At 66.8% G+C, this 24,202-nt stretch carries 11 protein-coding genes and 2 tRNA genes; 11 read left to right on the top strand and 2 right to left on the bottom strand.

All coding sequences use genetic code 11. The annotated features are described in order from the left end of the window. Nucleotides 1-14: 14 nt before the first annotated feature. From lon to EYS42_RS05200, 8 genes are all read left to right on the top strand, one after another. Nucleotides 15-2,435 carry an endopeptidase La gene (gene lon / locus EYS42_RS05235; RefSeq protein WP_130966803.1) on the top strand — a complete coding sequence of 807 codons (2,421 nt, stop codon included), beginning with the start codon at nt 15-17 and terminating at the stop codon, nt 2,433-2,435. 124 nt (nt 2,436-2,559) lie between these two features. Continuing rightward, a tRNA-Gly gene (locus EYS42_RS05230) sits at nt 2,560-2,635 on the top strand. Between the two features lie 76 nt (nt 2,636-2,711). After that, a tRNA-Cys gene (locus EYS42_RS05225) sits at nt 2,712-2,785 on the top strand. A 217-nt stretch (nt 2,786-3,002) separates the two neighbouring features. Next, nucleotides 3,003-4,862 (top strand): O-linked N-acetylglucosamine transferase, SPINDLY family protein, encoded by a 1,860-nt coding sequence (locus EYS42_RS05220; RefSeq protein WP_245503510.1) that lies wholly within the window; start codon nt 3,003-3,005, stop codon nt 4,860-4,862. Beyond that, nucleotides 4,859-7,393 (top strand): type I secretion system permease/ATPase, encoded by a 2,535-nt coding sequence (locus EYS42_RS05215; RefSeq protein WP_207301110.1) that lies wholly within the window; start codon nt 4,859-4,861, stop codon nt 7,391-7,393. The genes EYS42_RS05220 and EYS42_RS05215 overlap by 4 nt, the downstream gene beginning before the upstream one ends. Next, nucleotides 7,390-8,646, top strand: coding sequence for an HlyD family type I secretion periplasmic adaptor subunit (locus EYS42_RS05210; RefSeq protein WP_130966802.1), 1,257 nt, complete (start codon nt 7,390-7,392; stop codon nt 8,644-8,646). Before EYS42_RS05215 ends, EYS42_RS05210 begins: the two co-directional genes overlap by 4 nt. Before the next feature lie 4 nt (nt 8,647-8,650). Beyond that, a complete protein-coding gene (locus tag EYS42_RS05205; protein WP_130966801.1) occupies nt 8,651-10,111 on the top strand; it encodes a TolC family protein in 1,461 nt (486 codons plus the stop codon). An 83-nt stretch (nt 10,112-10,194) separates the two neighbouring features. After that, nucleotides 10,195-11,364 (top strand): glycosyltransferase family 4 protein, encoded by a 1,170-nt coding sequence (locus EYS42_RS05200; RefSeq protein WP_130966800.1) that lies wholly within the window; start codon nt 10,195-10,197, stop codon nt 11,362-11,364. Nucleotides 11,365-11,401: 37 nt separating this feature from the next. Here EYS42_RS05200 and EYS42_RS05195 read toward each other — a convergent pair whose 3' ends face one another. Together EYS42_RS05195 and murI are read right to left on the bottom strand one after the other, a co-directional pair. Beyond that, on the bottom strand, nt 11,402-19,327 hold the full coding sequence (locus tag EYS42_RS05195; RefSeq protein WP_130966799.1) for a beta strand repeat-containing protein: 7,926 nt from the start codon (nt 19,325-19,327) through the stop codon (nt 11,402-11,404). A 224-nt stretch (nt 19,328-19,551) separates the two neighbouring features. Continuing rightward, on the bottom strand, nt 19,552-20,376 hold the full coding sequence (gene murI, locus EYS42_RS05190; RefSeq protein ID WP_130966798.1) for a glutamate racemase: 825 nt from the start codon (nt 20,374-20,376) through the stop codon (nt 19,552-19,554). 184 nt (nt 20,377-20,560) lie between these two features. Here murI and EYS42_RS05185 point away from each other — a divergent pair, with 184 nt between their 5' ends. The 3 genes from EYS42_RS05185 to EYS42_RS05175 all read left to right on the top strand — a co-directional run bounded on the left by EYS42_RS05185 (nt 20,561) and on the right by EYS42_RS05175 (nt 24,157). Next, nucleotides 20,561-21,310 (top strand): electron transfer flavoprotein subunit beta/FixA family protein, encoded by a 750-nt coding sequence (locus tag EYS42_RS05185; protein WP_130966797.1) that lies wholly within the window; start codon nt 20,561-20,563, stop codon nt 21,308-21,310. 13 nt (nt 21,311-21,323) lie between these two features. Then, nucleotides 21,324-22,253, top strand: coding sequence for an electron transfer flavoprotein subunit alpha/FixB family protein (locus tag EYS42_RS05180; RefSeq protein ID WP_130966796.1), 930 nt, complete (start codon nt 21,324-21,326; stop codon nt 22,251-22,253). 101 nt (nt 22,254-22,354) lie between these two features. Further along, nucleotides 22,355-24,157, top strand: a complete 1,803-nt coding sequence (locus tag EYS42_RS05175) for an acyl-CoA dehydrogenase (protein WP_130966795.1) — start codon at nt 22,355-22,357, stop codon at nt 24,155-24,157. Nucleotides 24,158-24,202 lie beyond the last annotated feature (45 nt).

Raw genomic sequence — 24,202 nt, 5'->3', positions numbered from 1 at the left:
AAGTGAGGCCACCCATGTCAGGACATCCGATCCTTCCCCCTGAACCGCTGACGCTGCCGCTGCTGCCGCTGCGCGACGTCGTGGTCTTCCCCCACATGGTGATCCCGCTGTTTGTGGGGCGCCCCAAGTCCATCAAGGCCCTCGAACTGGCCATGGAGTCTGGCCGTCAGATCATGCTGGTGGCGCAGAAGGCCGCCGGCAAGGACGAGCCCAAGGCCGACGACATGTTCGAAGTCGGCTGTGTCTCCAGCATCCTGCAGATGCTCAAGCTGCCCGACGGCACCATGAAGGTGCTGGTCGAAGGCGTTCAGCGTGCCCGCACCTCGGCCATCCACGACCTCGGTGAGCACTTCACCGCCGACGTGGTGCCCGTCACCCCCGAGACCACCTACACCGCAGAGGTCGAAGCCCTGCGCCGCGCGGTCACGCAGCAGTTTGACCAGTACGTCAAGCTCAACAAGAAGATCCCGCCCGAGATCCTCACGTCCATTTCGGGCATCGACGATGCCGGCCGCCTGGCCGACACCATCGCCGCGCACCTGCCGCTCAAGCTCGAAGCCAAGCAGGCCGTGCTCGACATCATGAGCGCCGCCCAGCGCCTGGAAAAGCTGCTGGAGCAGCTCGAACATGAAGTCGACATCCTGCAGGTTGAAAAGCGCATCCGTGGCCGCGTCAAGCGCCAGATGGAAAAGAGCCAGCGCGAGTACTACCTGAACGAGCAGGTCAAGGCCATCCAGAAGGAGCTGGGCGAGGGCGAGGAGGGCGCCGATCTCGAAGAGATCGCCAAGAAGATCGAAGGCGCCCGCATGCCCAAGGAGGCCAAGAAGAAGGCCGAAGCCGAGCTCAAGAAGCTGCGTCTGATGTCGCCCATGTCGGCCGAGGCCACCGTGGTGCGCAACTACATCGATACGCTGGTGGGCCTGCCCTGGAGCAAGAAGTCCAAGATCAAGCACGACCTGACCTTGGCCGAATCGGTGCTCAATGAAGAGCACTACGGCCTGGACAAGGTCAAGGAACGCATCCTGGAATACCTCGCGGTGCAGCAGCGCGTCGACAAGGTCAAGGCCCCCATCCTGTGCCTGGTCGGCCCTCCTGGCGTGGGCAAGACCTCGCTGGGCCAGTCGATCGCCCGTGCCACCGGCCGCAAGTTCGTGCGCATGGCCCTGGGCGGCGTGCGTGACGAGGCCGAGATCCGTGGCCACCGCCGCACCTACATCGGCTCCATGCCGGGCAAGGTGCTGCAGAGCCTGAGCAAGGTCGGCGTGCGCAACCCGCTGTTCCTGCTCGACGAGATCGACAAGCTGGGCATGGACTTCCGTGGCGACCCGTCGTCGGCGCTGCTGGAAGTGCTCGACCCCGAGCAGAACCACACCTTCGGTGACCATTACATCGAGGTCGATTTCGACCTGTCGGATGTGATGTTCGTGGCCACCTCGAACTCGCTGAACATCCCGCCGGCGCTGCTGGACCGGATGGAAGTGATCCGCCTGGCCGGCTACACCGAAGACGAGAAGGTCAACATCGTCCAGACCTACCTGCTGCCCAAGCAGCTCAAGAACAACGGCGTGAAGGAAAGCGAGCTGGAGGTGGCCGAAAGCGCCATCCGCGGCGTGATCCGCTACTACACCCGTGAAGCCGGTGTGCGTTCGCTGGAACGCGAGGTCTCCAAGATCTGCCGCAAGGTGGTCAAGGGCATCGCGCTCAAGCAGTTCACCGACAAGGTGGTGGTGACCGACGAGAACCTGAACGACTTCCTGGGCGTGCGCAAGTACAGCTACGGCGAGGCCACGAAGGACAACCAGGTCGGCCAGGTGGTCGGTCTGGCCTGGACGGAGGTGGGCGGCGACCTGCTGACCATCGAAGCGGCGATCATGCCCGGCAAGGGCAACATCATCCGCACCGGCCAGCTGGGTGACGTGATGAAGGAATCGGTCGAAGCGGCCCGCTCGGTGGTGCGTTCGCGCGCTCGCCGCCTGGGCATTGCCGACGACCTGTTCGAGAAGCGCGACATCCACATCCACGTGCCCGATGGCGCCACCCCGAAGGATGGCCCGTCGGCGGGCATCGCCATGACCACGGCCTTCGTGTCGGCCTTGACCGGCATCCCGGTGCGTGCCGATGTGGCCATGACCGGCGAGATCACGCTGCGCGGTGAAGTCACCGCCATCGGTGGCTTGAAGGAAAAGCTTCTGGCGGCCCACCGTGGTGGCATCAAGACCGTGCTGATCCCGGAAGAGAACGTGAAGGACCTGGCCGAGATCCCGGCCAATGTGAAGGACCAGATCGAGATCGTGCCGGTGAAGTGGATCGACAAGGTGCTGGAAGTGGCGCTGGAATCGCAACCCACGCCGCTGCCTGAAGAGGAAGCCAAGCCGGTCGAGGTCAAGCCCGAAGCCGTGGCGGCTGCCGCTGCCGGCGACCTGATGAAGCACTGATCGGCAGCTTGTTGCAAAAAAATCAGCGAAGCCTGAGTTTTCGATGAAAATCGATGTATAGTTCAGGTCTTCGCTGATCACGCAAACCAAGCGCGATCAACAAGGCGAAGTGCTGAAAAGCAATGCGGGATTAGCTCAGTTGGTAGAGCGATACCTTGCCAAGGTATAGGTCGAGAGTTCGAGCCTCTTATCCCGCTCCAGATGCTGAAAGCCTGGTCTTGAAACGCCAGGCTTTCTTTTTGCCACAGCAAACTGTGGCATCCTGCGGTTTCGCGGGGCGCGGTAGCAAAGCGGTTATGCACCGGATTGCAAATCCGTGTAGGTCGGTTCGACTCCGGCCCGCGCCTCCACCCATTCAAAGCCACCCTGCGGGGTGGCTTTTTTGTTGCGCGCGCGCCTCGCTTTGGGCGTTGGCAGCCTGCTGGCACACATGCCGCAGTTTTGCTGCGTGAAATGCTGCCGAACTGGCCGTGTGCGGGTGCCTTTATGGGCCTTAAGGGCAGGGCGGCATTGCCTAGCATCGGGTGACGTACCAGACCTGCGTCGGGTCTGGCGAAGGAATCACCCATGGACAGAACCGATCCCGGTGCACTGAACACGCAAGCCACGCCCGCGCAGACCCCGGGCGCCATGGCAGCGCAGGCCCTGGCACAGTGGATGAACACGGCGCGCAGCGGGCAGATGCCGCTGGTGAACCTGCTCGATGTGGCGCAGCAATGGGCGCAGGCCGGGCAGGTGGAAGCCTCGGCCGCGCTGTACGAGACCTGGCTGGCGCACACGCAGTCACCGCAGCGCCCCATCGCGCTGTTCAACTGGGGCACGACCCTGGGAGGGCTGGGCCGCCATGCACAGGCCGAACAGGCCTACCGCGAGGCCCTGGCCTTGCAGCCGCAGTTCATCCAGGCGCACCTGAACCTGGGCCATCAGCTGGAGCACCTCGGGCAGCCCGACGAGGCCCTGGCATGCTGGCGCAAGGTGCTGGCCCTGGTCGATGAGCAAAAGGCCGACCTGGAGCTCAAGCTGCACGCGCTCAACAACATGGCGCGTTTGCTGGAGCAGCTCAGGCGCTATGACGAGAGCGAGGCCTGCATGGTCGACAGCCTGCGCCTCAAAGCCGAGCAGCCCCGCGTGGTGCAGCACTATGTGCACATCCGCCAGAAGCAGTGCGAGTGGCCGGTGTACCAGCCGGTTGGGGCACTCACGGCCAACCAGTTGCTGCTGGGCACCTCGCCCCTGGCCATGCTGAGCGCCAGCGACGACCCCGCCTTGCACCTGCTCACGGCCCGCACGTTTTGCCATGAGCGGGTGTTGCCGCTGCAGACACCGCTGGCGGCGAGCCAGCGCCGCCCGGGCAAGGTCCGCCTCGGTTACCTGTCGGGTGACCTGCACATGCATGCCGTGGGCTTGCTGACGGTGGACATGCTGGAGCTGCACAACCACGACGAATTTGAGGTGTTCGCGTTCTGCTGGAGCACGGAAGACGGCACGCCGCTGCGGCAGCGGCTGCTCAAGAGCTTCGACCATGTGGTGCCTTTGCGCGGCTTGTCGGACGAGGCCGCCGCGCGGGCCATTGCCGCGCACGACATCGACATCCTGATCGACCTGCAGGGGCTGACCAACGGGGCCCGGCCCGACATCCTGAGCTGGCGCCCGGCAAGGCAGCAGGTGACCTACCTGGGGTTTCCTGCCACGACGGGCCTGCCGGCCATCGACTGGGTGATTGCTGATCGGTTTGTCATGCCCGAGTCGGTGCAGCCTTACATGACCGAAAAGCCGCTGTACCTGCCGCGCTGCTACCAGGCCAGCGACCGTCAGCGCCCGGTGGGCCCCTTGCCCCGGCGGGCCGATTACCAGCTGCCCGAAGACGCCTTCGTGTACTGCTCGTTCAACAACAATTTCAAGTTCACGCAGGAGATGTTCAGCCTGTGGATGCGCGTGCTGCATGCCGTGCCCAACAGCGTGTTGTGGCTGCTGGCCGACAACGCCTGGGCCAAGGCCAACATGCAGCGCTGTGCCAGCGAACACGGCGTGAACCCCGACCGGCTGATCTTTGCGCCGCGCGTGGCACCGCCCGACTACCTGGCGCGCTTCACGCTGGCCGACCTGTTCCTCGACACTTTCCCCTACAACGCGGGCACCACGGCCAATGACGTGCTGTTCATGGGCGTGCCCTTGCTGACCTTGTCGGGGCGCACCTACATCTCGCGCATGGCAGGCTCGCTGCTGCACCACGTGGGGCTACCCGATCTGATCACGGAAGACATGGCGTCTTACGAACGCAAGGCCGTGCAGCTGGGCCAGAACCCGCAGCGGGTGGCCAGCCTTCGCCGCTACCTCGCTGAACACCGCATGGCCTCGTCGCTGTTCGACATGCCGGGCTTCGTCAAGGACCTTGAAACGGCTCTGAAATCGCTGGTGCTGGGATGACAGACGTGCAGTTGCCTCCTGACCCGGCGCCGCCCACTCGACCGGCTGGCGCCACGGGTGACCCTGGAGACCCTTTGCTGGGGGCTCTGCTGTGGCTGTGTCGCCACCACGGGCAGGAGCGCTCGGCCGTGTCCTTGCTGGCCTTGACCTCGGCCACCTTGCCGCTGACACCGCCGAAGGCGGTGCAGCTGATGCAGGAGGCGGGCTTCCATGCGGCGGTCATCCAGCGGGCACCAGAGCGCATGCTGGGCCTGCTGTTCCCGCTGGTGCTGCTGTTGCGCTCGGGCGATGTGTGCATCGTCACGCGGCGGCTGGAGGCCTCGGGGCGGCGTGGCCAGGATCGCTACGAAGTGATCATGCCGGGCGAGTCGCACACGGTGGAAGCCAGCCTGCAAGACATCCAGGCCGAGTACTCCGGCTATGCCCTGGTGGCGTCTCCGCGCGTGTCAGATGCGGCGGCCGACGACGATGGCGTGCCGCTGGACCCCGATCGGCACTGGTTGTGGGGCACCTTGCGCCGCTTTGCACCCTATTACCGCTCGGCCATGGTGGCGGCCTTGCTCAGCAACGTGCTGATGCTGGTGGTGGGCCTGTTTTCGTCGGTGGTGTTCGACCGTGTGATCCCGCACAAGGCCATGGTGACCTTGTGGTCGCTGGCCATTGGCACGGCGGTGGCCATCGGCTTCGACCTGCTGGCCAGGCAGCTGCGCAGTCACCTGATCGACCAGGCCGGCAAGAAGGCCGACCTGATCCTGGGCAATGTGCTGTTCAGGCAGGCCTTGTCGATCCGGCTGGAGCACCGGCCGCCCTCGGCGGGCGGTTTCGCGCATGAGCTGGGACAGATCGAGATCATTCGCGACTTTTCCACCTCGGCCACCATGGCGGTGCTGACCGATTTGCCCTTTGTGCTGCTGTTCGTGGCCATGACGTTTTTCATTGCCGGGCCGCTGGGCTGGGTGCTGGTGCTGACCGTGCCCCTGGTGCTGGGCCTGTCATGGGCCGGCCAGAAGATGCTGGCGCGTTTGAGCAGCGCCAACCTCAAGCAGAACGCGCAGTTGCAAGGCGTGCTGGTCGAGGCCATGGACGGGCTGGAAGACATCCGCGCTGCGGGCGCCCAGGGGCATTTTCTGCAGCGCTACGAAGAGTCGAACAGCGCCCAGGCAGTGTCCTCGCTCAAGAGCCGGGCCCTGACCAGCTGGGTGAACAACTTTGCTGGCGTGGCGCAGCAGCTGGTGACCGTGGTCATGCTGGTGTGGGGCGTGCACCTGGTGCACGACGGCGTGATTTCGGCGGGTGCCGTGATCACGGCCGTGATGTTTGGCGCGCGCGCCATCGCGCCGCTGTCGAGCGTGGTGAGCCTGGCCACGCGCTACCAGGGCGCCAAGGCCGCCTTGCGCATGCTGGACCGCATCATGAAGCTGCCGCTGGACCGGCAGCCCGATCGGCAGTACCTGCCACGGCACAAGGTGCGTGGGCAGATGGCGCTGCGCGAGGTGGGTTTTTCCTACCCGGCGCAAGGGGCCGAGCACGCGCCCGCGGTGCTGAAAGACCTGAACCTGCAGATCCAGCCAGGGCAGCGCGTGGCGGTGCTGGGCAAGATGGGCAGTGGCAAGTCGACCATCCTGCGCCTGCTGGGCGGGCTGTACCAGCCGACCGAGGGCCTGGTCGAGGTCGATGGCATCGACCTGCGCCAGATCGACCCGGTGGACTTCCGTTCGCACGTGGGCTTCATGTCGCAAGAGCCCAAGCTGTTTGCCGGCTCCTTGCGCGACAACATTGTGCTGGACCGTGCCCACGCCGATGTGCGGGCCCTCGTGCCCATCCTTCAGCTGACCGGGCTGGACAAGGTGGCGGCGGCCCACCCGCTGGGCCTGGACATGCCGGTGGGCGAGGGTGGTTGCCTGCTGTCGGGCGGCCAGCGCCAGCTGGTGGCCCTGGCGCGCTGCCTGATCACCCGCCCGCAGGTGTTGTTGCTGGACGAGCCCACCAGCGCCATGGACGCCCAGGCCGAAGCCCTGTTCGTCAAGCACCTCAAGGCCGTGGCCGAGGGCAAGACCCTGGTGGTGGTGACGCACCGCCCTGCCTTGCTGGAGGTGGTGGACCTGGTGGCCGTGGTGGAGCAGGGGCGCCTGCTGGCCTTCGGCCCCAAAGGGCAGGTGATGGCGGCCCTGGCCGGTGGCAAGCCCGTGGGCCTTCAGACTGGCGCCATGCCGGCCGTGCCCGCTGCACAGGCTTCAGGGCCGATGGCGCCTCGGGCGGCCATGCCGGCTGCCCCCGTGGCGGCTGTGACGCCTGTGGCCGCAGAGCGTCCTGTGGCCCCTGCAACCCCTGCCCCTGCAACCCCTGCCGCTGTGGCGCCGGCTCCCGTGGTGCAGCCGCCGCCTGGCGTGGCCGAACGCGCGCCCACCCTCAGCCAGCCTGTGTCGGAAGAGCCCTCCGTGGCGCGCCCGTACGTGGCCCCGGCCGAACGCCGCACCTTGCCCGACGGTGTGCCCGATTTGTCGATGCCCCCGGCGGAGGTGCCTGAATGAGCGCCTTCCGCCTGCGCTGGCCCTGGCCTGTGAGCGGTGCGGCCCGTGTGAGGCGCGCCGCCCCGGGCGACGAGCGCTTCCTGGCAGGAGCCAAGGCAGCGCAGGTCATCGATGGCGCGCCCGCGGTGGCGCTCACGCTGTGGCTGTTGCTGGCCATCGTGGGGTTCACCTTCGCCTGGGCTTACCAGGCCAAGGTCGACCAGATCACCCGGGCCGAGGCCAAGGTGATTCCAGACGGCCGCGAACAGATCATCTCCAGCCTGGAAGGTGGCATTTTGCGCACCTTGCTGGTCAAGGAAGGCATGCTGGTCGAACAGGGACAGGCGCTGGTGCGGCTGGACCCGACCCGGGTCGAAGCGCTGCAGAACGAAGGGCAGGCCAAGACCCTGGCGCTGAAGGCGGCCATCGTGCGCCTGACGGCCGAGGCCTCGGGCAAGTCGCTGGAGTTCCCTGAGGAGGTGGCCGCGGTGCCCGCGCTGGTACAGGGCGAAACCGACGCGTTCAATGCACGCCGGCAGCTGCTCAACGAAGCGGTGGCCGTGAACCGCCACAGCCTGGGCCTGCTGATGCGCGAAGTGGCCATGGCCGAGCGCATGGCCGACAAGGGCGTGCTGTCGAATGTCGAGGTGATGCGCCTGCGCCGTCAGGCCAACGACCTGTTGCTGCAGGTGCAGGACCGGATCAACCGCTTCCGGCAGGAAGCCAGCAGCGAGCTGGTACGCGTGCAGACCGAGCTGGCCCAGCTGCAGGAGCAGATGATCGTCAAGCAGGACGTGCTGTCGCGCACCCTGATCCGATCCCCCATCCGTGGCCAGGTCAAACACATCCGCCTGGGCACGGTGGGTGGCGTCATCCAGCCGGGTGCGGCCATCATGGAAATCGTGCCCGTGAGCGAGCAGGTGCTGGTCGAGGCCCGCATCAAGCCGGCCGACATCGGCTTCGTGCGGCTGGGCATGCCGGTGCAGGTCAAGCTGTCGGCCTATGACTTCTACACCTACGGCGGCCTGAAGGGTCGATTGGATTACCTCAGTCCAGACGCGCTTTCCGACGAACCGAAGTCGGCCAATCAGGACAACAGTTACTACCGTGCGCTGATCCGGGCCGATGCCACCGAGCTGAAAAAGGCCGGTCAGCCGCTGCCTGTGATCCCGGGCATGACGGGAACGGTCGAAGTTCGCACCGGCGAGCAGACGGTGCTGAGCTACGTGTTCCGGCCTCTCCTGAAATCAAGGGAGGCGTTCACGGAGAGGTGAGTCGATGGCAAAACGCATGTGGCAGTGGGCTGCTGGCACCTGGCTGGTGGCGATGGCATGGTCCGCCGGGCTTTCCGGTGGCGCGCAGGCGGCGGTCAAGGCGCGAGCCCCTGTGGCGGCGGCAACGGCGCCCACATCCTCCGCAGGCACCAGCCCTGGGGGCGGTGTTTCGGGGCAAAGTGGTTGCATCGAAGCTGGCACGCAAGCGCTCGATCGCGCCAGCGAGCAGGCATCGCACCAGCACCTGGGCGATGCTGCGGGTGACCCGATGCAGCAACTGCAGGGCCTGGTGCGAGAGGCCAACCGGCGCAGTGCCGAGGTGGGTGCCGCCCGCCTGCTGGCCGATGCCACCGAGTTCGACCTGAGCGAGTTGCAGGCCTCTCGCAAGCCCCGCGTCACGCTGTTCGGCAGTGCGGCCTATGGCCTGACGCAGCAGACCGGGCGGCCCGATGCCACCGGGGTGCAGGGCAACGTGGGCCTGAACGTGAGCGCGCCGCTGTTTGACGGCGGGCGCCTCGATGCCCTGGACACCTGGCGCAAGCGCCTGTCTGAAGCCGCCCGCCAGGGGCAGGGGGCCACCAGTGAGCGCGTGGCCCTGGAGGCCGTCTACACGGCCCTGGAGCGCCACCGTTACCGCCTGCAGGCCCAGATCTACCAGCAGTACGCCCGCAAGATGGGCTGCCTGGTCGAGGCGCTGGACATCATCGTGTCGGAAGACAAGGGCCGCGCCAGCGAACTGGTGCAGGCCCGCAAGTCTCGTCGTCAGGCCGAGATCCAGCGTGAGCAGGCCATGGCCACGGCTCGCCAGTTCGAGACCCGCCTGCGCAAGCTGGTGGGCGAGCAGGTGCAGCTGGGCGAAGGCTTTTCCACGGTGCTGATGAGCACGCCCGCGCTGGACGAGGTGCAGCGCCTGATCGAACGCAGCGCCGAGCTGCAGCGCCTGCAAAGCGAGGCCGATGCCCAGCAGGCCTACGCACAAGCCGTGGCCACGGGCAACACGCCGCAGGTGAACTGGACGGTGGGCGAGTCGGTGTCGAAGCTGCCGGGCAGCCGCACCTCGTCGTTGTCGCTGGGGGTGCAGTTCAGCTGGCAGCTGTACGACGGTGGCGGGGTGGACGCGGCCACCCGCGCGGCGCTCAAGCGCGCCGAGGCCTATCGCCAGAACCGTCAGGAGGCCTTGCAGGCCCGCATGAGCCAGGTGGCCCAGCAGCACGACACAGCGGTCTCGGCTTTCGACCGGGCACGCCGACACGCCGAGGTCATGCGGGACAGCGACCGCGTGCGCAACTTCACCTTCCAGCAGTGGTCGCAGCTGGGCCGCCGTTCTCTGTTCGATGTCATGTCGGCCGAAAGCGATCACTTCAATCAGCGCGTCTCGTACATCAATGCCCTGGTCGATGGGGCCCAGGCCAACGCCAGCCTGCGCTCACAGGGGCTGGGCCTGATCCAGTGGGTGGGACCCTGAACCGGACCACACCCTTCGGATGCGGCCTTCAGGCCGCTTTTTTCACCGTTTGACAAGGGCCGGCCCTCGGCACACTCCAGACCATGAAAGTCCTGCAGGTTGAAGGCTGGCGCGGCGTGAACCATTCGTTCGCCCTGGTGAACCAGCACCAGTTGCTCGAGTTGATGCGCCGGCCTGGCTGGCAGGTGTGCCACCGGGACCTGCCTTTTGCCATGGGGCACTGGAGCCGTGAGCGCAACAGCCCTGGTTTCATGCCGGGCGAAATGGAGGCCATCGACGCCTTGCCCGCGCCGGCGCCTGAGCAACGTGCAGACGCCTGGTTGAGGCTGGGCTCGCCCTTCGCGGCGGTCACCGAAGCGGCAGGGCCCCAGCTGACCTTCATGGTCACCGAGCTGGGCATCACGGCGCGCAGCTTTGCCGACCCGGCATTGCCCTTGTCGGCCTACACCAGCGGGCAGCGGGCCGTGATCACGCCCACCCGCTGGTCCAGAGACCGCCTGGCCGACTTCGGGCTGGACCCGGGCGGCATCCACGTGGTGCCCCATGGCGTGCGGCTGTCCACCTTTCACCCCTTGTCGGCGCAGGAGCGTGCCCACAACCGGCAGAGCCTGGGCATCCAGCCCGATGAATTCGTGCTGCTGAACCTGGGTGTGGCCACCTGGAACAAGGGGCTCGATCTGTTGCTGGTGGCCTTCGCGCGCTTGCGCCAGCGCCACCCGCAGGTGCGCCTGATCCTCAAAGACCAGCGAGACCTCTACGGCATCTCGGTCGAGCCCATGCTCAAAGACCTGGCCGCACAGCACCCGAGCCTGTTCACGGCCGACACCCTGGCGGCCTTGCGCTTCATCCCGACCAACCTGCAGCCAGCAGAGCTGCGCCTGCTGTATGGACTGGCCGATTGCTATGTGTCGCCCTACCGGGGTGAAGGCTTCAACCTGCCTGTGCTGGAGGCCATTGCCTGCGGCACACCGGTGGTGGTGACCGACGGCGGCGCCACCGATGATTTTTTTGTCGATGGCGTGGGCTCGCGGGTGCAGGCCCGCGAAGGGCAGCAGCCCGATGCAGAGGGGCGCCCTGGCGGCCGTTTCCGCGAGGTGGACCCCGATGCCTTGTTGCAGGCCCTCGAGACTCACGTGCAGGGGTGGCGTGCACAGCACCCCGACTTTGCGGTGCATGCCATGGACCTGGCGCAGCGCATGTCGTGGGCCCGTGCGGTCGACCAGCTGCTGGCGCTGATCGACCGACTGGCCTGAAGCTTCGGGCCCCTCCCGCGGGAAGGGCCCCTCGGGCTCAAATCAGCAGGTTGCGGCGGGCCTCTTCGCTGAGGTCGCTGCTGAGCGACGGGCTGCTGCTCACCACAGCCGCTGTGGCCTGACCGGCGCTGGCGGGGCTCGCTTGCCCGTCAGACACCAGTGCATGGCCCAGCCCGCTGTCGGTGGGGCCTGCCAGCAGGTCGTCGGTGCTCACCGTGGTGGCTTCCCGGGCGAACCACACGTCGGCCATGTCACGCTGTTCACCGCCCGTGGTGGTGTAGCTCGACACCAGACCCAGCAGGTTGCCCTGGTCCATCTGCGTGCCGGTCAGGGCCTGCAGGTCCATCGAGGCCACGCCCATTTCGTTCAGGCCGTGCAGCTCGCCGGCATCGGTCACACCATCGCTGTTGGCGTCCACCCACAGCTTGAGCGTGGCCCAGGCCGCGTCTTGCGCGTCCATGCGCAGGTCATGGTTGCTGTCCAGGGCCAGCAAGGCTTCGTAGCCGTTCGAGGCGCGCTGGCCGTTGTCCAGCAAGGTGGCGCTGCCGAACAGCTCGCGGCCATCGTTGATCTGTCCGTCGCCGTTGCGGTCCATCACCAGCAGGCCATCGGTGGCCGAGGCCCAGCCCACGGTGCTGGCGCGCCCGGTGGCGTTCAGGTCGAACTGCACGCCAGCCTGGGTCGACAGGGTGCGCACGCCGTCACCGTCGAGATCCAGCACGATGGGTGAGGCTGACAGCAGGGCGTCGATCTGGTCGGCGTTCATGGCGGCCAGCTGCGAGCCGCTGAAGGCCGAGACCTGGATCATGTTCAACGCGGCCAGGTCACCGGTTTCGAAGGCAGTGACCTGGTCGGTGGTCAGCGCCGCGATCGAGCCCACACTCAGTGCACGCATCTGTGTGGTGGTCAGGGCCACCAGGTCGGCGGTCTCGATCGCCACCACCTGGGCGGTGGTCAGTGCCGCGATGTGCGCCGTGCCCAGGGCCGCCACCTGGTCGGTGGTCAGGGCCTCGATGGCACTGGTCTGCAGGTTGGCGAACTGGGTGCCAGTGAAACCACGCAGATCGGCCGTTTCGATGGCCACGATCTGGTCAGAGGTCAGGGCAGCCACCTGTTCGGTGCCAAAGCCCGCCATCTGCGCCGAGGTGAAGGCGCGGATCTGATCGGTGCTCAGGGCAGCGAATTCATCGGTGGCGATGGCACGGATCGACGTGACATCCAGTGCCGCCACCTGTCCCGTGGTCAGGCCCACCAGCTGTTCGCTGTGAAGCGCCTGGAACTGTGTGGCCGTGAAGGCCCGGATGCCAGCCGTGTCCAGCGCCACCAGTTGCTCGGTGGTCAGTGCGGCCACGGCGGCAGACCCCAGCGACCGCAGATCGGCAGTGTCGATCGCAGCCACCTGGGCGGTGGTCAGGTTGGCGATCTGCTCGGTGTTCAGCGTGCCCAGCTGGGTGCCGCTGAGGGCCTTGATGTCGGCCGTTTCCATGCCGGAGAGCTGGGTGGAAGAGAGCGCCGCGAGCTGGCCAGCGTTCAGTGCTGCGGCTTGGGCCGTGGTCAGGCCCTGCAGCTGAGCGGTCGACAACGCTGCGATCACGGCGGTGCTCAGTTGCGGCACCAGGGCCACCGACACCGCGGCCAGGTCAGCCACCTCCAGCCCTTCGACCTGGGTGGCGGTGAGGGCGGCCACCTGTTGAGAGGTCAGGTTGGCGGTCTGTGCCGTGGTCAGGGCCCCCACCTGTTCGGTGCTGAGGGCCGCGAAGGCAGAGGTGCTCAGCGAACGCAGATCCAGCGTTTCAAGTGCGGCCACTTGCGCGGTGGTCAGGGCTTGCGCCTGGTCACTGCTCAGCGCAGCCACTTGCGAGGCCAGCAGGGCGCGGATGTCGGCGGTCTCGATGGCCGCGACTTGGTCGGTGGTCAGGCGGCTGATCTGGGCCGTGCTCAGGCCGGCCACCTGGGCCGTGGTCAGGCCCACCACTTGCGCGGTGGTCAGCGCAGCGGCGCCCGTGGTGCCCAGGGCCTGGATCTGGGCGGTGCCCAGGGCGGCCAGGTCATTGGTTTCGACAGCCACCAGCTGCTCGGTGCTCAACGCGGCGACCTGGGCATTGGTGAGTGCTGCAGCCTGTGCACTGCTCAGCGCGGCCACCTGCTCGGTGGTCATGCCGGCGATGGCGGCCGTGGTCACTGCGCGCAAGTCAGCGGTTTCGATGGCGTCGATCTGTGCGGTCGACAGGGCAGCGAACTGTGCCGTGCTGAGCACACCGAACTGGGTGCTGATCATGGCGCGGATGTCTGCCGTGTCCAGCGCGCCGAGCTGCTCGGTGGTCAAGGCCTGCACCTGAGCCGTGGTCAGTGCTGCCACCTGTGTGGCGGTGAGTGCGGCCACCTGACTGCTGCTGAGGTGGGCCACGGCTGCCGTGCTCATCGAGCGCAGGTCGACGGTTTCGATCGCGGCCACCTGGTCGGCGCTGAGGCCTTCCACCTGGGCGGTGGTCAGGGCCGTGAACTGCTGGGTGCCCAGGGCGCGGATGTGGGCCGTGCCCAGTGCGCCCACCTGGTCACTGGTCAGGGCCTGCACCTGGTCGGTGCCCAGTGCAGCCGCTTGCGCGGTGGTCAAGGCGGCGATGCGGTCGGTGGCCAGCGCAGCGATGCCACCGGTCATGATGGCGCGCAGGTCAGCGGTTTCAAGTGCGGTGACCTGACCGGCCGTGAGGCTGGCCACCTGCTCGCTCGACAAGGCTGCAAACTGGGCCGTGCCCATGGCCCGCAGGTCGATTGTTTCCAGCGCGGCCACCTGTTCGGTGCTCAGTGCGGCCACCTGGGCCGTGCTCAGGCCGGCAGCCTGTGCGGTGGTCAGGGCCTGGATCTGGTCTGTGGTCAGGGCCTGGGCGCGTGTGGCCCCCAGGGCCTGCACCTGGCTGGCGCTCAGGGCGGCAAAGTCCTGGGTTTCCAGCGCACGCACCTGGTCGGTGCTCAGGGCTTGCAGTTGCGCGGTGGTGAAACCTTGCATCTGCTGGGTGCCCAGCGCTTCGATCTGCTGGGTCTCCAGGGCGGCCACCGCGTCGGTGCTCAGGCTGCGGATCTGCAGCGAGGTCAGTGCAGCGACCTGCGCCGTGGTCAGCGCCACAGCTTGTGCGCTGCTCAGCGCCCCCAGCTGCATGCCCGACAAGGCCCGCAGGTCCTGGGTTTCCAGTGCGGCGACCTGATCGGTCAGCAGGGCTGCAACTTGCGCGGTGCTCAAGGAGGCCACTTGCTGGCTGCTCAGTGCCACCACCTGCGCCGTGGTCAGCGCGCTGGTGCTGTCGGTCTGCAGGGCCTGCAGTTGCTGCGTGGTCAGTGCGGAGACGTCTTCCGTGGCGATGGCGGCGATCTGTGTGGTGCTCAGGGATCGGATCTGGGCGGTGCCCAGGCCGGCCAGCTGCGCGGTGCTCAGGGCCACGATGGCGGCGGTTTCCAGACCGGCCAGGCTGGCGTTCTGGATGGCCTTGAGGTCGGTCACTTCCAGGAAGGCCAGTTGCTGGGTGGTCAGAGCCCCCACCTGCTCGGAGCTGAGCACGGCGGCCTGCTGCGAGGTCAGGGCACGCACGTCCACACCCTCCATGGCGGCCATCTGCTCGGTGGTCAGTGCGCGCACTTGCTGGGTGCTCAGGCCGGCCACCTGGGTGGTGGTCAGCCCCTCGATCTGCGCGGTGCTCAGCGCCGCCACCGATTCGGTGGCGAGGGTGACCAGCTGGGCCACCGTCAGGGCCGCCACGTCACGCGTTTCCAGGGCCTGCAGCTGTTCGGTGCTCAAGGCACGCAGCTGCTGCGACGTCAGGGCGGTGGCTTGCGCCGTGGTCAGGGCCTGCAGCTGGGCGCTGCCCAGGGCCGCCACGGCGTCTGTGCTCAGCGAACGCAGGTCGGCGGTTTCGATCGCGGCCACCTGGTCGGCGGTCAGTGCCGCTGCCTGGGCGGTGCTCAGGGCTGCGATGTGGCGAGCCTGCAGGGCCCGGATGTCGGCGGTTTCGATCGCTGCGATCTGCTCGGTGGTCAGGGTGCTGACCTGACCGGTGGTCAGTGCGGCCGCCTGTGCCGTGGTCAGTGCAGCCACCTGATCGGTGGTGAGCGCGTCGAAGTGATCCGAATTGATGGCCGCCACCTGGGCGGTGCTCAGCGTGATCAGGTCCGCCACCTCCAGAGCCTCCAGCTGGCTGCTGGTCAAGGCTGCCATTTGTGCGGTGGTCAGCTGCTGGGCTTGCGCGGTGGTCAGCGCCACCACCTGGGCGGTGGTGAGCGAGGCGATCTGGTCGGTGCCCATGGCGCGCACGTCAAGGGCGTCAAGCGCCGCGAACTGGGCGGTGGTGACGGCTTGCAACTGCTCGGTGGTCAGTGCCGCCACCTGGCCGGAAGTCAGGGCCCGCACCTGCTCGGTGGTCAGGGTCTCCAGCACCGCCGTGGTGATGGCGGCCACCTGGCCGGTGCTCAGGGCGGCCACCTGTCGAGAGCTGAAAGCGGCCATCTGGGCGCTGTCGAGCGCCGCCACATTGGCATTGCCCAGGGCCACCACCTGCTGCACCGTCAAGGCCGCCACATCGGCGGTTTCCATCGACAGGGCTTGTTCGGTGGTCAGGGCTGCCACTTGCTGTGTCTGCAGGTTGGCCACTTGCGCGGTGGTCAGGGCACGGATCTGGTCGGTGGTCAGGGCCGCGATGTTCTCGGTGCGCAGGGCCCGCAGGTCGGCCGTTTCGAGGGCGGCAACCTGTGCCGTGGTCAGTGCGGTGCTCTGGGCCGTGCTCAGGGCCATGGCCTGGGCCGTGGTCAGTGCACGCACATCGGCGGTTTCGATGGCCGCCATCTGCTCGGTGGTCAGGGCCGCCACCTGGGCCGTGGTCAAGCCGGCCACCTGGCCCGTGGTCAGTGCCGCGATCTGGTCTGTGGTCAGTGCGGCCACGCTGCCGCCAGTCAGGCGCGACAACACCGCAGTGCCGATGGCCTGCAGGTCAGCGGTTTCGATCGCCACCAGCTGGGCCGTGCTCAGGGCGGTCAGCTGGCCTGAGCTCAGGGCGCCCACCTGGGCACTGGTCATGGCCTCGATCTGCTCGGTCGACAGGTTGGCCACGGCAGCGGTCGTCAGGCCACGCACATTGGCGGTGGTCAGGGCCTGGATCTGTCCGGTTTCCAGCGCAGCAGCCTGCTCCGAGGTGAACGAGCTGACCTGGGCCAGCGTCATGCGGGCCACGTCGCCGGTTTCGATGGCGGCGATCTGGGCCGTGCTCATGGCGCGCAGCTGGTCGGTGCGCAGCGACACCACCTGGGCTGAGGTCAGCTCACGCACCTGGTCGGTGGTCAGCGCGGCGATCTGCGCGGTGCTCAGCGCATTGATCTGACCGGTCAGCAGCACCGCAGCATTGGTGGTGGTGATGGCTTCGACCTGGGCGGTGGTCAGCGCGCGCACCTGCTGTGTCTGCAGGGCAGCGGTCTGACCGGTGGTCATCACCTGGATCTGTTCGGTGGTCAGCGCCGCGATGTTGGCGGTGCTCAGCACACGGAAGTCACCCGATTCGATGGCCGCCACTTGCTGCGTCTGCAGCGCCACCACCTGTGCGGTGGTCAGGGCTGCGGCATGGGCGGTGGTCAGGGCCACCACGTCGGCAGTTTCCAGTGCGGCCACCTGGGTGGTGGTCAGGTTGGCCACCTGAGCGGTGCCCAGGTTGGCCACCTGGGCGGTGGTCAGTGCAGCCACCTGGTCGGAACTGAGGCTGCTCAGCGTGGTCGTGCCGATGGCGCGGACATCGGCCGTTTCAAGCGCCTGAACCTGGGCGGCCGACAGCGCGCTGGCCTGCTCGGTACTCAGCACGCCGGCATGGGCCGTGGTGATGGCGGCCAGGTCCTGCGTTTCCATCACGGCCACCTGCTCGGAGGTCAGGCCGCTGAACTGGCGGGTGCTCAGGCCGGCCACCTGCGCGGTGGTCAGGGCCACCACCTGGTCGGTGACCAGGGCGCCAATGCGGTCGGAGGTCAGGCCTGCCATCTGCCCCGTGGACAAGGCTGCCAGGTCGGCCGTTTCGATCGATTGCACCTGGGTGGTCGACCAGGCGCCCAGCTGGGCCGAGCTCAAGGCGGCCGCCTGGCGGGTGGTCAGGGCCTGGATCTGGTCGGTGCTGAGCGATTCCACCGCGGCCGTGCTCAGGGCACGCACATTGGCGGTGCTCAGGGCCTGCACCTGGTCAGCATCCAGACCGGCCACCTGGGCCGAGGTCAGGGCAGTGGCTTGTGCCAGGGTCAGGGCAGCCACGTCTTGCGTGTCGATGGCACTGACCTGGGTGGAGCTCAGGGCCACCACCTGCGCAGTGGTCAGCGAGCTGACCTGGCTGGAGGTCAGGGCCGTCACCTGATCGGTGGTCAGTGCAGCCACACTGGCGGTCTGCAGGGCGCGCAGGTCCACGGTTTCCAGGGCTTGCACCTGGGCCGTGGTCAGGGCTGCGGCCTGGGCCGAGCTCAGCACCGCGGCCTGTGCGGTGGTCAAGGCCCGCACATCGGCGGTTTCCAGCGCGGCCACCTGCGTGGTGTCCAGCGCTTCGATCTGAGCGGTGCTCATGGCCGCCACCTGGCCGGCGGTCAGGGCCACCACCTGGTCGGTGCTCAGGCCAGCCAGTGCGCCGGTGTCGATCGAGCGCACCTGGGCGGTCTGCAGGGCTGCCACGTTGGCGGTGCCCAGGGCACCGATCTGATCGCTGCTCAGCCACCCCATCTGGGCTGTGGTCAGCCCGCTCATCTGGCCCGTCGTCAGGGCGGCGATCTGTTCGGTCTCCAGGGCGTCGACTTGATCGTTGCTGAAGGCGCGCAGGGCCGATGTGTTCAGCGCAGCCACCTGGCTGGACTGCAGCTCTGCCACCTGGGCGGTGGACAAGCCTGCCACCTGCGTGCTGCTCAGTGCTCGGATGTCCTGCGTTTCGATGGCGCTGACCTGGTCATTGCGCAGGGACTGAATCTGGGTTGAACTCAGGGCGCCCACCTGGCTGCTGGTCAGCGCGATCACCTGGTCGGTGCTGAGTGCAGCGACCGATGCGGTACTCAGTGCGCGAACGTCGGCGGTTTCCATGGCGGCCACCTGGGCCGTGGTCAGGGCGCTGGCCTGCCCGGAGGTCAGGGCGGCGACCTGTGCGGTGCTCAGGGCCCGCACGGTGCCTGCCGTCAGGGCTTCCACCTGCACGGTTTCCAGTGCGGCCACCTGGGCGGTGCTCAAGGCTGCGATCTGGGTCACCGAGATCACGCGGATGGCATCGGTGTTGATGGCCGCCACCTGCTCGGTGGTCAACGACGTGACCTGGCCGGCACTCAAGGCGGTGAATTGCGCCGTCGTGATGGCCTCGACCTGGTCCGACGTCATGGCCGACAGGGCGGTGGTGCTCAGGGCCCGAATGGTGCCTGTGGTCAACGAGGCCACCTGCTCGGTGGTCAGCGCGGTCGATTGGGTGGTGGTCAGTGCGGCCGCCTGGGTGGCGGTCAGGGCGCGCAGGTCGGCCGTTTCCATGGCCGCCATCTGCGTGCTGCTCAGCGCTGCAATCTGGCGGGTGCTCAGGCCGGCCACCTGGCCCGTCGTGAGCGCCTGGATCTGTTCGGTGTTGAAGTGGCTCAGGCCGGCGGTGTTGAAGGCCACGATCTGCGCATTGCTCAGCACGGCAATGTCGGTGCCTTCCAGCGCCCCGATCTGGTCGGATTGCAGTGAAGCGATCTGGGTGGTGCTGAGCGCCTGCAGCTGGTTGGTGGCCAGCGAGTCGATCTGGGCCGTGGTCAGCGCCGAAATGTTGGCGTTGCTGATGGCGCGCAAGCCGCTGGTCGTGATCGCCGCCATCTGCGTGGCCGTGAGCGCCTGGATCTGCTCGGTCGTGAAGGCTTGCCAGTCGGTGCTGGTCAGCCGCGCGATCGACGAAGTGGACAGACCGGCGATCTGGGCGGTGGTCAGCGAAGTGATGATGGAAGGCATGCGGGTACTCCGACAGGCGCAAAGACTGCTCAAGGCGGAAGGCCATACCTTCCACCACTGTCGGCTTTATCGACCCCTTGCTTTCGGGACTTGAGTCACACCCGGCTTGCGGGTTCTGCCATTTCACCCCGGTTTTTTCACTTTGGCCTGCGCTTCGTGACGCATGCACGAAAGCCCGCGCCCGGATTTCATGTGGCGCAGTCGAAGCCCTGAACAGGGTGCGCTTACACCCTCAGTTGGGTGGTTGGGGCTGTGAGATTCAACCAGCTTCCAGCCACCTGGGTCAGGTGTTGGGCGTCGCCGGTTGTCCACAAATGCACACCCTGCGCCAGCGGTTCCGGCTCGGCTGGCAGCCGGGCGATCAGGCGTGTGGTGTGCCGCGCCACGGCATCGGCGGTGTCCAGCAGGTGCACCTGCGGGCCCATGGCCTGCTGGATCAGCGGGGCCACGAAGGGGTAGTGCGTGCAGCCCAGCACCACCGTGTCCACATCGGCGGCCCGCAGGGGCTGACAGAACCCGTCCACCAGGTCGCGCAATGCGGGGCTGTCGAGTTCGCCCTTTTCGATTTCGCGGGCCAGTCCGGGGCACGGTTGCAGCACCACGCGGGCCGAGCCGCCATGCGCGGCCACCAGGTCGCGGAACTTCTGGCTGCCCAGCGTGCCGGGCGTGGCCATCACGCCGACCCGCCCGTTGTGGCTCAAGGCCACCGCCGGTTTGACGCCGGGCTCGACACCCACCACCGGCACATGCGGGTGTTGCGTGCGGATTTCACGCACGGCCGCTGCGGTGGCGGTGTTGCAGGCCACCACCAGCACCTGCGCGCCCTGTTCCAGCAGAAACTGTGCGATGCGCAGGGATCGGTCGATGATGAAGGCTTCGCTGCGCTCGCCGTAGGGTGCATGGGCCGAATCGGCCACATACAGCAGCGGGGCCTCGGGCAGGTGCTGCCGCATGGCCCGCAACACCGACAGCCCGCCCAGACCCGAGTCGAACAGGCCGATGGCCGGAGCGGGTGAAGGGGCAAGGTGTTCGACAGCGGGCAGGCTCATCTGGGGCAGGGGCTGGTCAGCGAGGCGGCGCCCGCGGGATCATCGCAAAAGTACCATTTTCCCCCGTTCTGACGCTTGCACGCTCGCGCAAGCGCAGAACTTCAGGCTAGAATCGAACGATCGTGCTATTTTGAACAGCACGGCACACTTCGATCAACTTCCTCATTGCGCAGGAGAACAACGCATGAAGGTTCTGGTTCCAGTCAAGCGTGTTGTGGACTACAACGTGAAGGTTCGCGTGAAGTCTGACGGCACCGGTGTCGACATCGCCAACGTCAAGATGAGCATGAACCCCTTCGACGAAATCGCCGTCGAAGAGGCCACCCGCCTGAAGGAAAAGGGCGTGGTCACCGAGATCATCGCCGTCTCCATCGGCCCGGCCCAGGCTCAGGAAACCCTGCGCACCGCCATGGCCATCGGCGCTGACCGCGGCATCCTGGTCGAGACCGACGCAGAAGTGCAGCCTCTGGCCGTGGCCAAGGTGCTCAAGGCACTGGTCGACAAGGAACAGCCTCAGCTGATCATCCTGGGCAAGCAAGCCATCGACGACGACAGCAACCAGACCGGCCAGATGCTGGCTGCGCTGACCAACCTGCCCCAAGGCACCTTCGCCTCGAAGGTGGAAGTGGCTGGCGGCAAGGTCAACGTCACCCGTGAAGTCGACGGCGGTCTGGAAACCGTGGCCCTGAGCCTGCCGGCCGTGGTCACCACCGACCTGCGTCTGAACGAGCCCCGCTACGTGACGCTGCCCAACATCATGAAGGCCAAGAAGAAGCCCCTGGAGACCGTCAAGCCGGCCGACCTGGGTGTGGACGTGGCCCCGCGCATCAAGACCCTGAAGGTCGAAGAGCCGCCCAAGCGTTCCGCTGGTATCAAGGTGCCCGATGTGGCCACCCTGGTTTCCAAGCTGAAGAACGACGCCAAAGTGATCTAAGGAGTTCGAGAAAATGACCGCTCTCGTCATCGCTGAACACGACAACGCTTCCATCAAGTCGGCCACCCTGAACGCCATCACCGCTGCCAAGCAAGCCGGTGGTGACGTGCACGTGCTGGTTGCTGGCTCGAACGCTGGCGCCGCTGCCGCTGCTGCCGCCCAGATCGCTGGTGTGACCAAGGTGCTGCACGCCGACGGCGCCCAGTTCGCCGACGGCCTGGCCGAAAACGTGGCCGCCCAGGTGCTGGCCGTGGCTTCGGGCTACAGCCACATCGTGTTCCCCGCCACCGCTGCTGGCAAGAACGTGGCCCCTCGCGTGGCGGCCAAGCTCGACGTGTCGCAAGTGTCGGAAATCACCAAGGTGGTCTCGGCTGACACCTTCCAGCGCCCCATCTACGCTGGCAACGCCATCGCCACCGTGCAATCGGCCGACGCCGTCAAGGTGCTGACCGTTCGTGGCACCGCTTTCGAAGCCGCCGGTAACGGTGGTTCGGCTGCTGTCGAAACCGTGGCCGCTGTGGCCGATTCGGGCACCTCGGCCTTCGTGGGCCGTGAAGTGACCAAGTCGGAACGCCCTGAACTGACCGCCGCCAAGATCGTGGTGTCGGGTGGCCGTGCCCTGGGTTCGGCTGACAAGTTCAACGAAGTCATGTCGCCCCTGGCCGACAAGCTGGGCGCCGCCCTGGGTGCCTCGCGCGCCGCTGTGGACGCTGGCTACGCCCCCAACGACCTGCAAGTCGGTCAGACCGGCAAGATCGTTGCGCCCCAGCTGTACGTGGCTTGCGGCATCTCCGGCGCCATCCAGCACTTGGCCGGCATGAAGGATTCGAAGGTCATCGTGGCCATCAACAAGGATCCCGAAGCCCCCATCTTCCAGGTGGCCGACTTCGGTCTGGAAGCCGACCTGTTCTCGGCTGTGCCTGAGCTGATCCAGGCTCTGTAATACGGTTGTAGCAGCCATGTCAGACCCTGCGTCTGCCATCTGTTGACCTCAGGGGGGTGCCTTGTCAGGCACCCCTCTTGTGCTTTTGTTTGGAGAAAATCATGTCCTTCCGCGCTCCCGTCCAGGACCAGCTGTTCTGCATCAAGGAACTCGCTGGCATCGACCAGATCGCCCAGATCCCCGGTTTCGAGGACGCTGGCTTTGAAACTGCCCAGGCCGTTCTGGAAGAATCGGCCAAGTTCAACGAGGGTGTCGTGGCCCCGCTGAACTGGAGCGGCGACCAGGACCACGGTTCGTGGGACAACGGCGTCGTGAAGGCTTCGCCGGGCTTCAAGGAAGCCTACGCCGCCCTGGCCGAAGGCGGCTGGCAAGGCCTGGGTCAGCCCACCGAGTACGGTGGCCAAGGCCTGCCCAAGACCATCGGTGCCGCCTGTGTCGAACAGACCATGGCCGCCAACCTGAGCTTCTCGCTGTGCTCCATCCTGACCGGTGGCGCCATCGAAGCCCTGCTGACCGCAGGCAGCGACGAGCTCAAGACCCGCTACATCCCCAACATGGTGTCCGGCAAGTGGACGGGCACCATGAACCTGACCGAGCCGCAAGCCGGTTCCGACCTGGCCCTGGTGCGTTCCAAGGCGGTCAAGCAGGAAGATGGCACCTACCGCATCAGCGGTCAGAAGATCTTCATCACCTACGGTGAGCACGACATGACCGAGAACATCGTTCACCTCGTGCTGGCCCGCACCCCTGACGCGCCCGAAGGCGTCAAGGGCATCTCGCTGTTCGTGGTGCCCAAGTTCCTGGTGAACGCCGATGGCTCGCTGGGCAAGCGCAACGACGTGTACTGCGCGTCCATCGAAGAAAAGCTGGGCATCAAGGCCTCGCCCACCGCCGTGCTGGTGTACGGCGACGACAAGGGTGAAGTGGGCGCTGGTGCCATCGGCTACCTGGTCGGCGAAGAAAACCGCGGCCTGGAGTACATGTTCATCATGATGAACGCCGCCCGCTACGACGTGGGCGTGCAGGGCATTGCCGTGTCCGAGCGCGCTTACCAGCACGCCGTGGCCTACGCCCGTGACCGCGTGCAGTCGCGCCCGGTCGATGGCTCGGCCAAGGAGTCGGTGGCCATCATCCACCACCCCGATGTCAAGCGCATGCTGATGACCATGCGTGCCCTGATCGAAGGTGAACGTGCCATGGCCCTGGTGGGTGCCGCCGCTTACGACACCGCCCACAACCACCCGGATGCCGCGGTGGCCAAGCAGGCCCAGACCTTCTACGAATTCCTGGTGCCCCTGATCAAGGGTTTCAGCACCGAGAACTCGGTGGAAGTGACCTCGCTGGGCGTGCAGGTGCACGGTGGCATGGGCTTCATCGAAGAAACCGGCGCTGCCCAGTACTACCGCGATTCGCGCATCCTGCCGATCTACGAAGGCACCACCGCCATCCAGGCCAACGACCTGGTGGGCCGCAAGACCTCGCGTGACGGCGGCGCCACCGCCAAGGCCATCGCTGGCCAGATCGCTGACTGCGAAGGCCAGCTGGCCGCTCGCGGCGCGGCTTGCCAAAAGTACGCCAAGCAGCTGAAGGCCGCTCGCGAATCCTTCCTGCAAGTGGTTGACTTCGTGTGCGCCAATGCCAAGGGCAACCCCAACGCCGTGTTCGCCGGTTCGGTGAACTACCTGATGCTGACCAGCAACCTGGTGGCAGGCTGGCAGATGGGCCGTGCGCTGATGGTGGCCGAAGACAAGCTGGCCGCTGGCGAAGAAGTGCCCTTCATGACCGCCAAGATCGCGACCGCCCGCTTCTACGGCGACCACATCCTGGCCCGCATCGCTTCGCTGCGCGACGCCATCCTGGACGGTGGCGACAGCGTGACCGCCATGCCGGTGGAAGCCTTCTGAAACACACGCTGAGCTTCAAAAGCCCACGTTCAACGGCCACCTTCG

Origin of the sequence: Aquabacterium lacunae (genome assembly GCF_004310865.1) — a bacterium.
Classification (GTDB): Bacteria; Pseudomonadota; Gammaproteobacteria; order Burkholderiales; family Burkholderiaceae_C; genus Aquabacterium; species Aquabacterium lacunae.
Note: the sequence above shows the minus strand (reverse complement) of the source record. Positions and strands in the feature narration are given on the sequence as shown.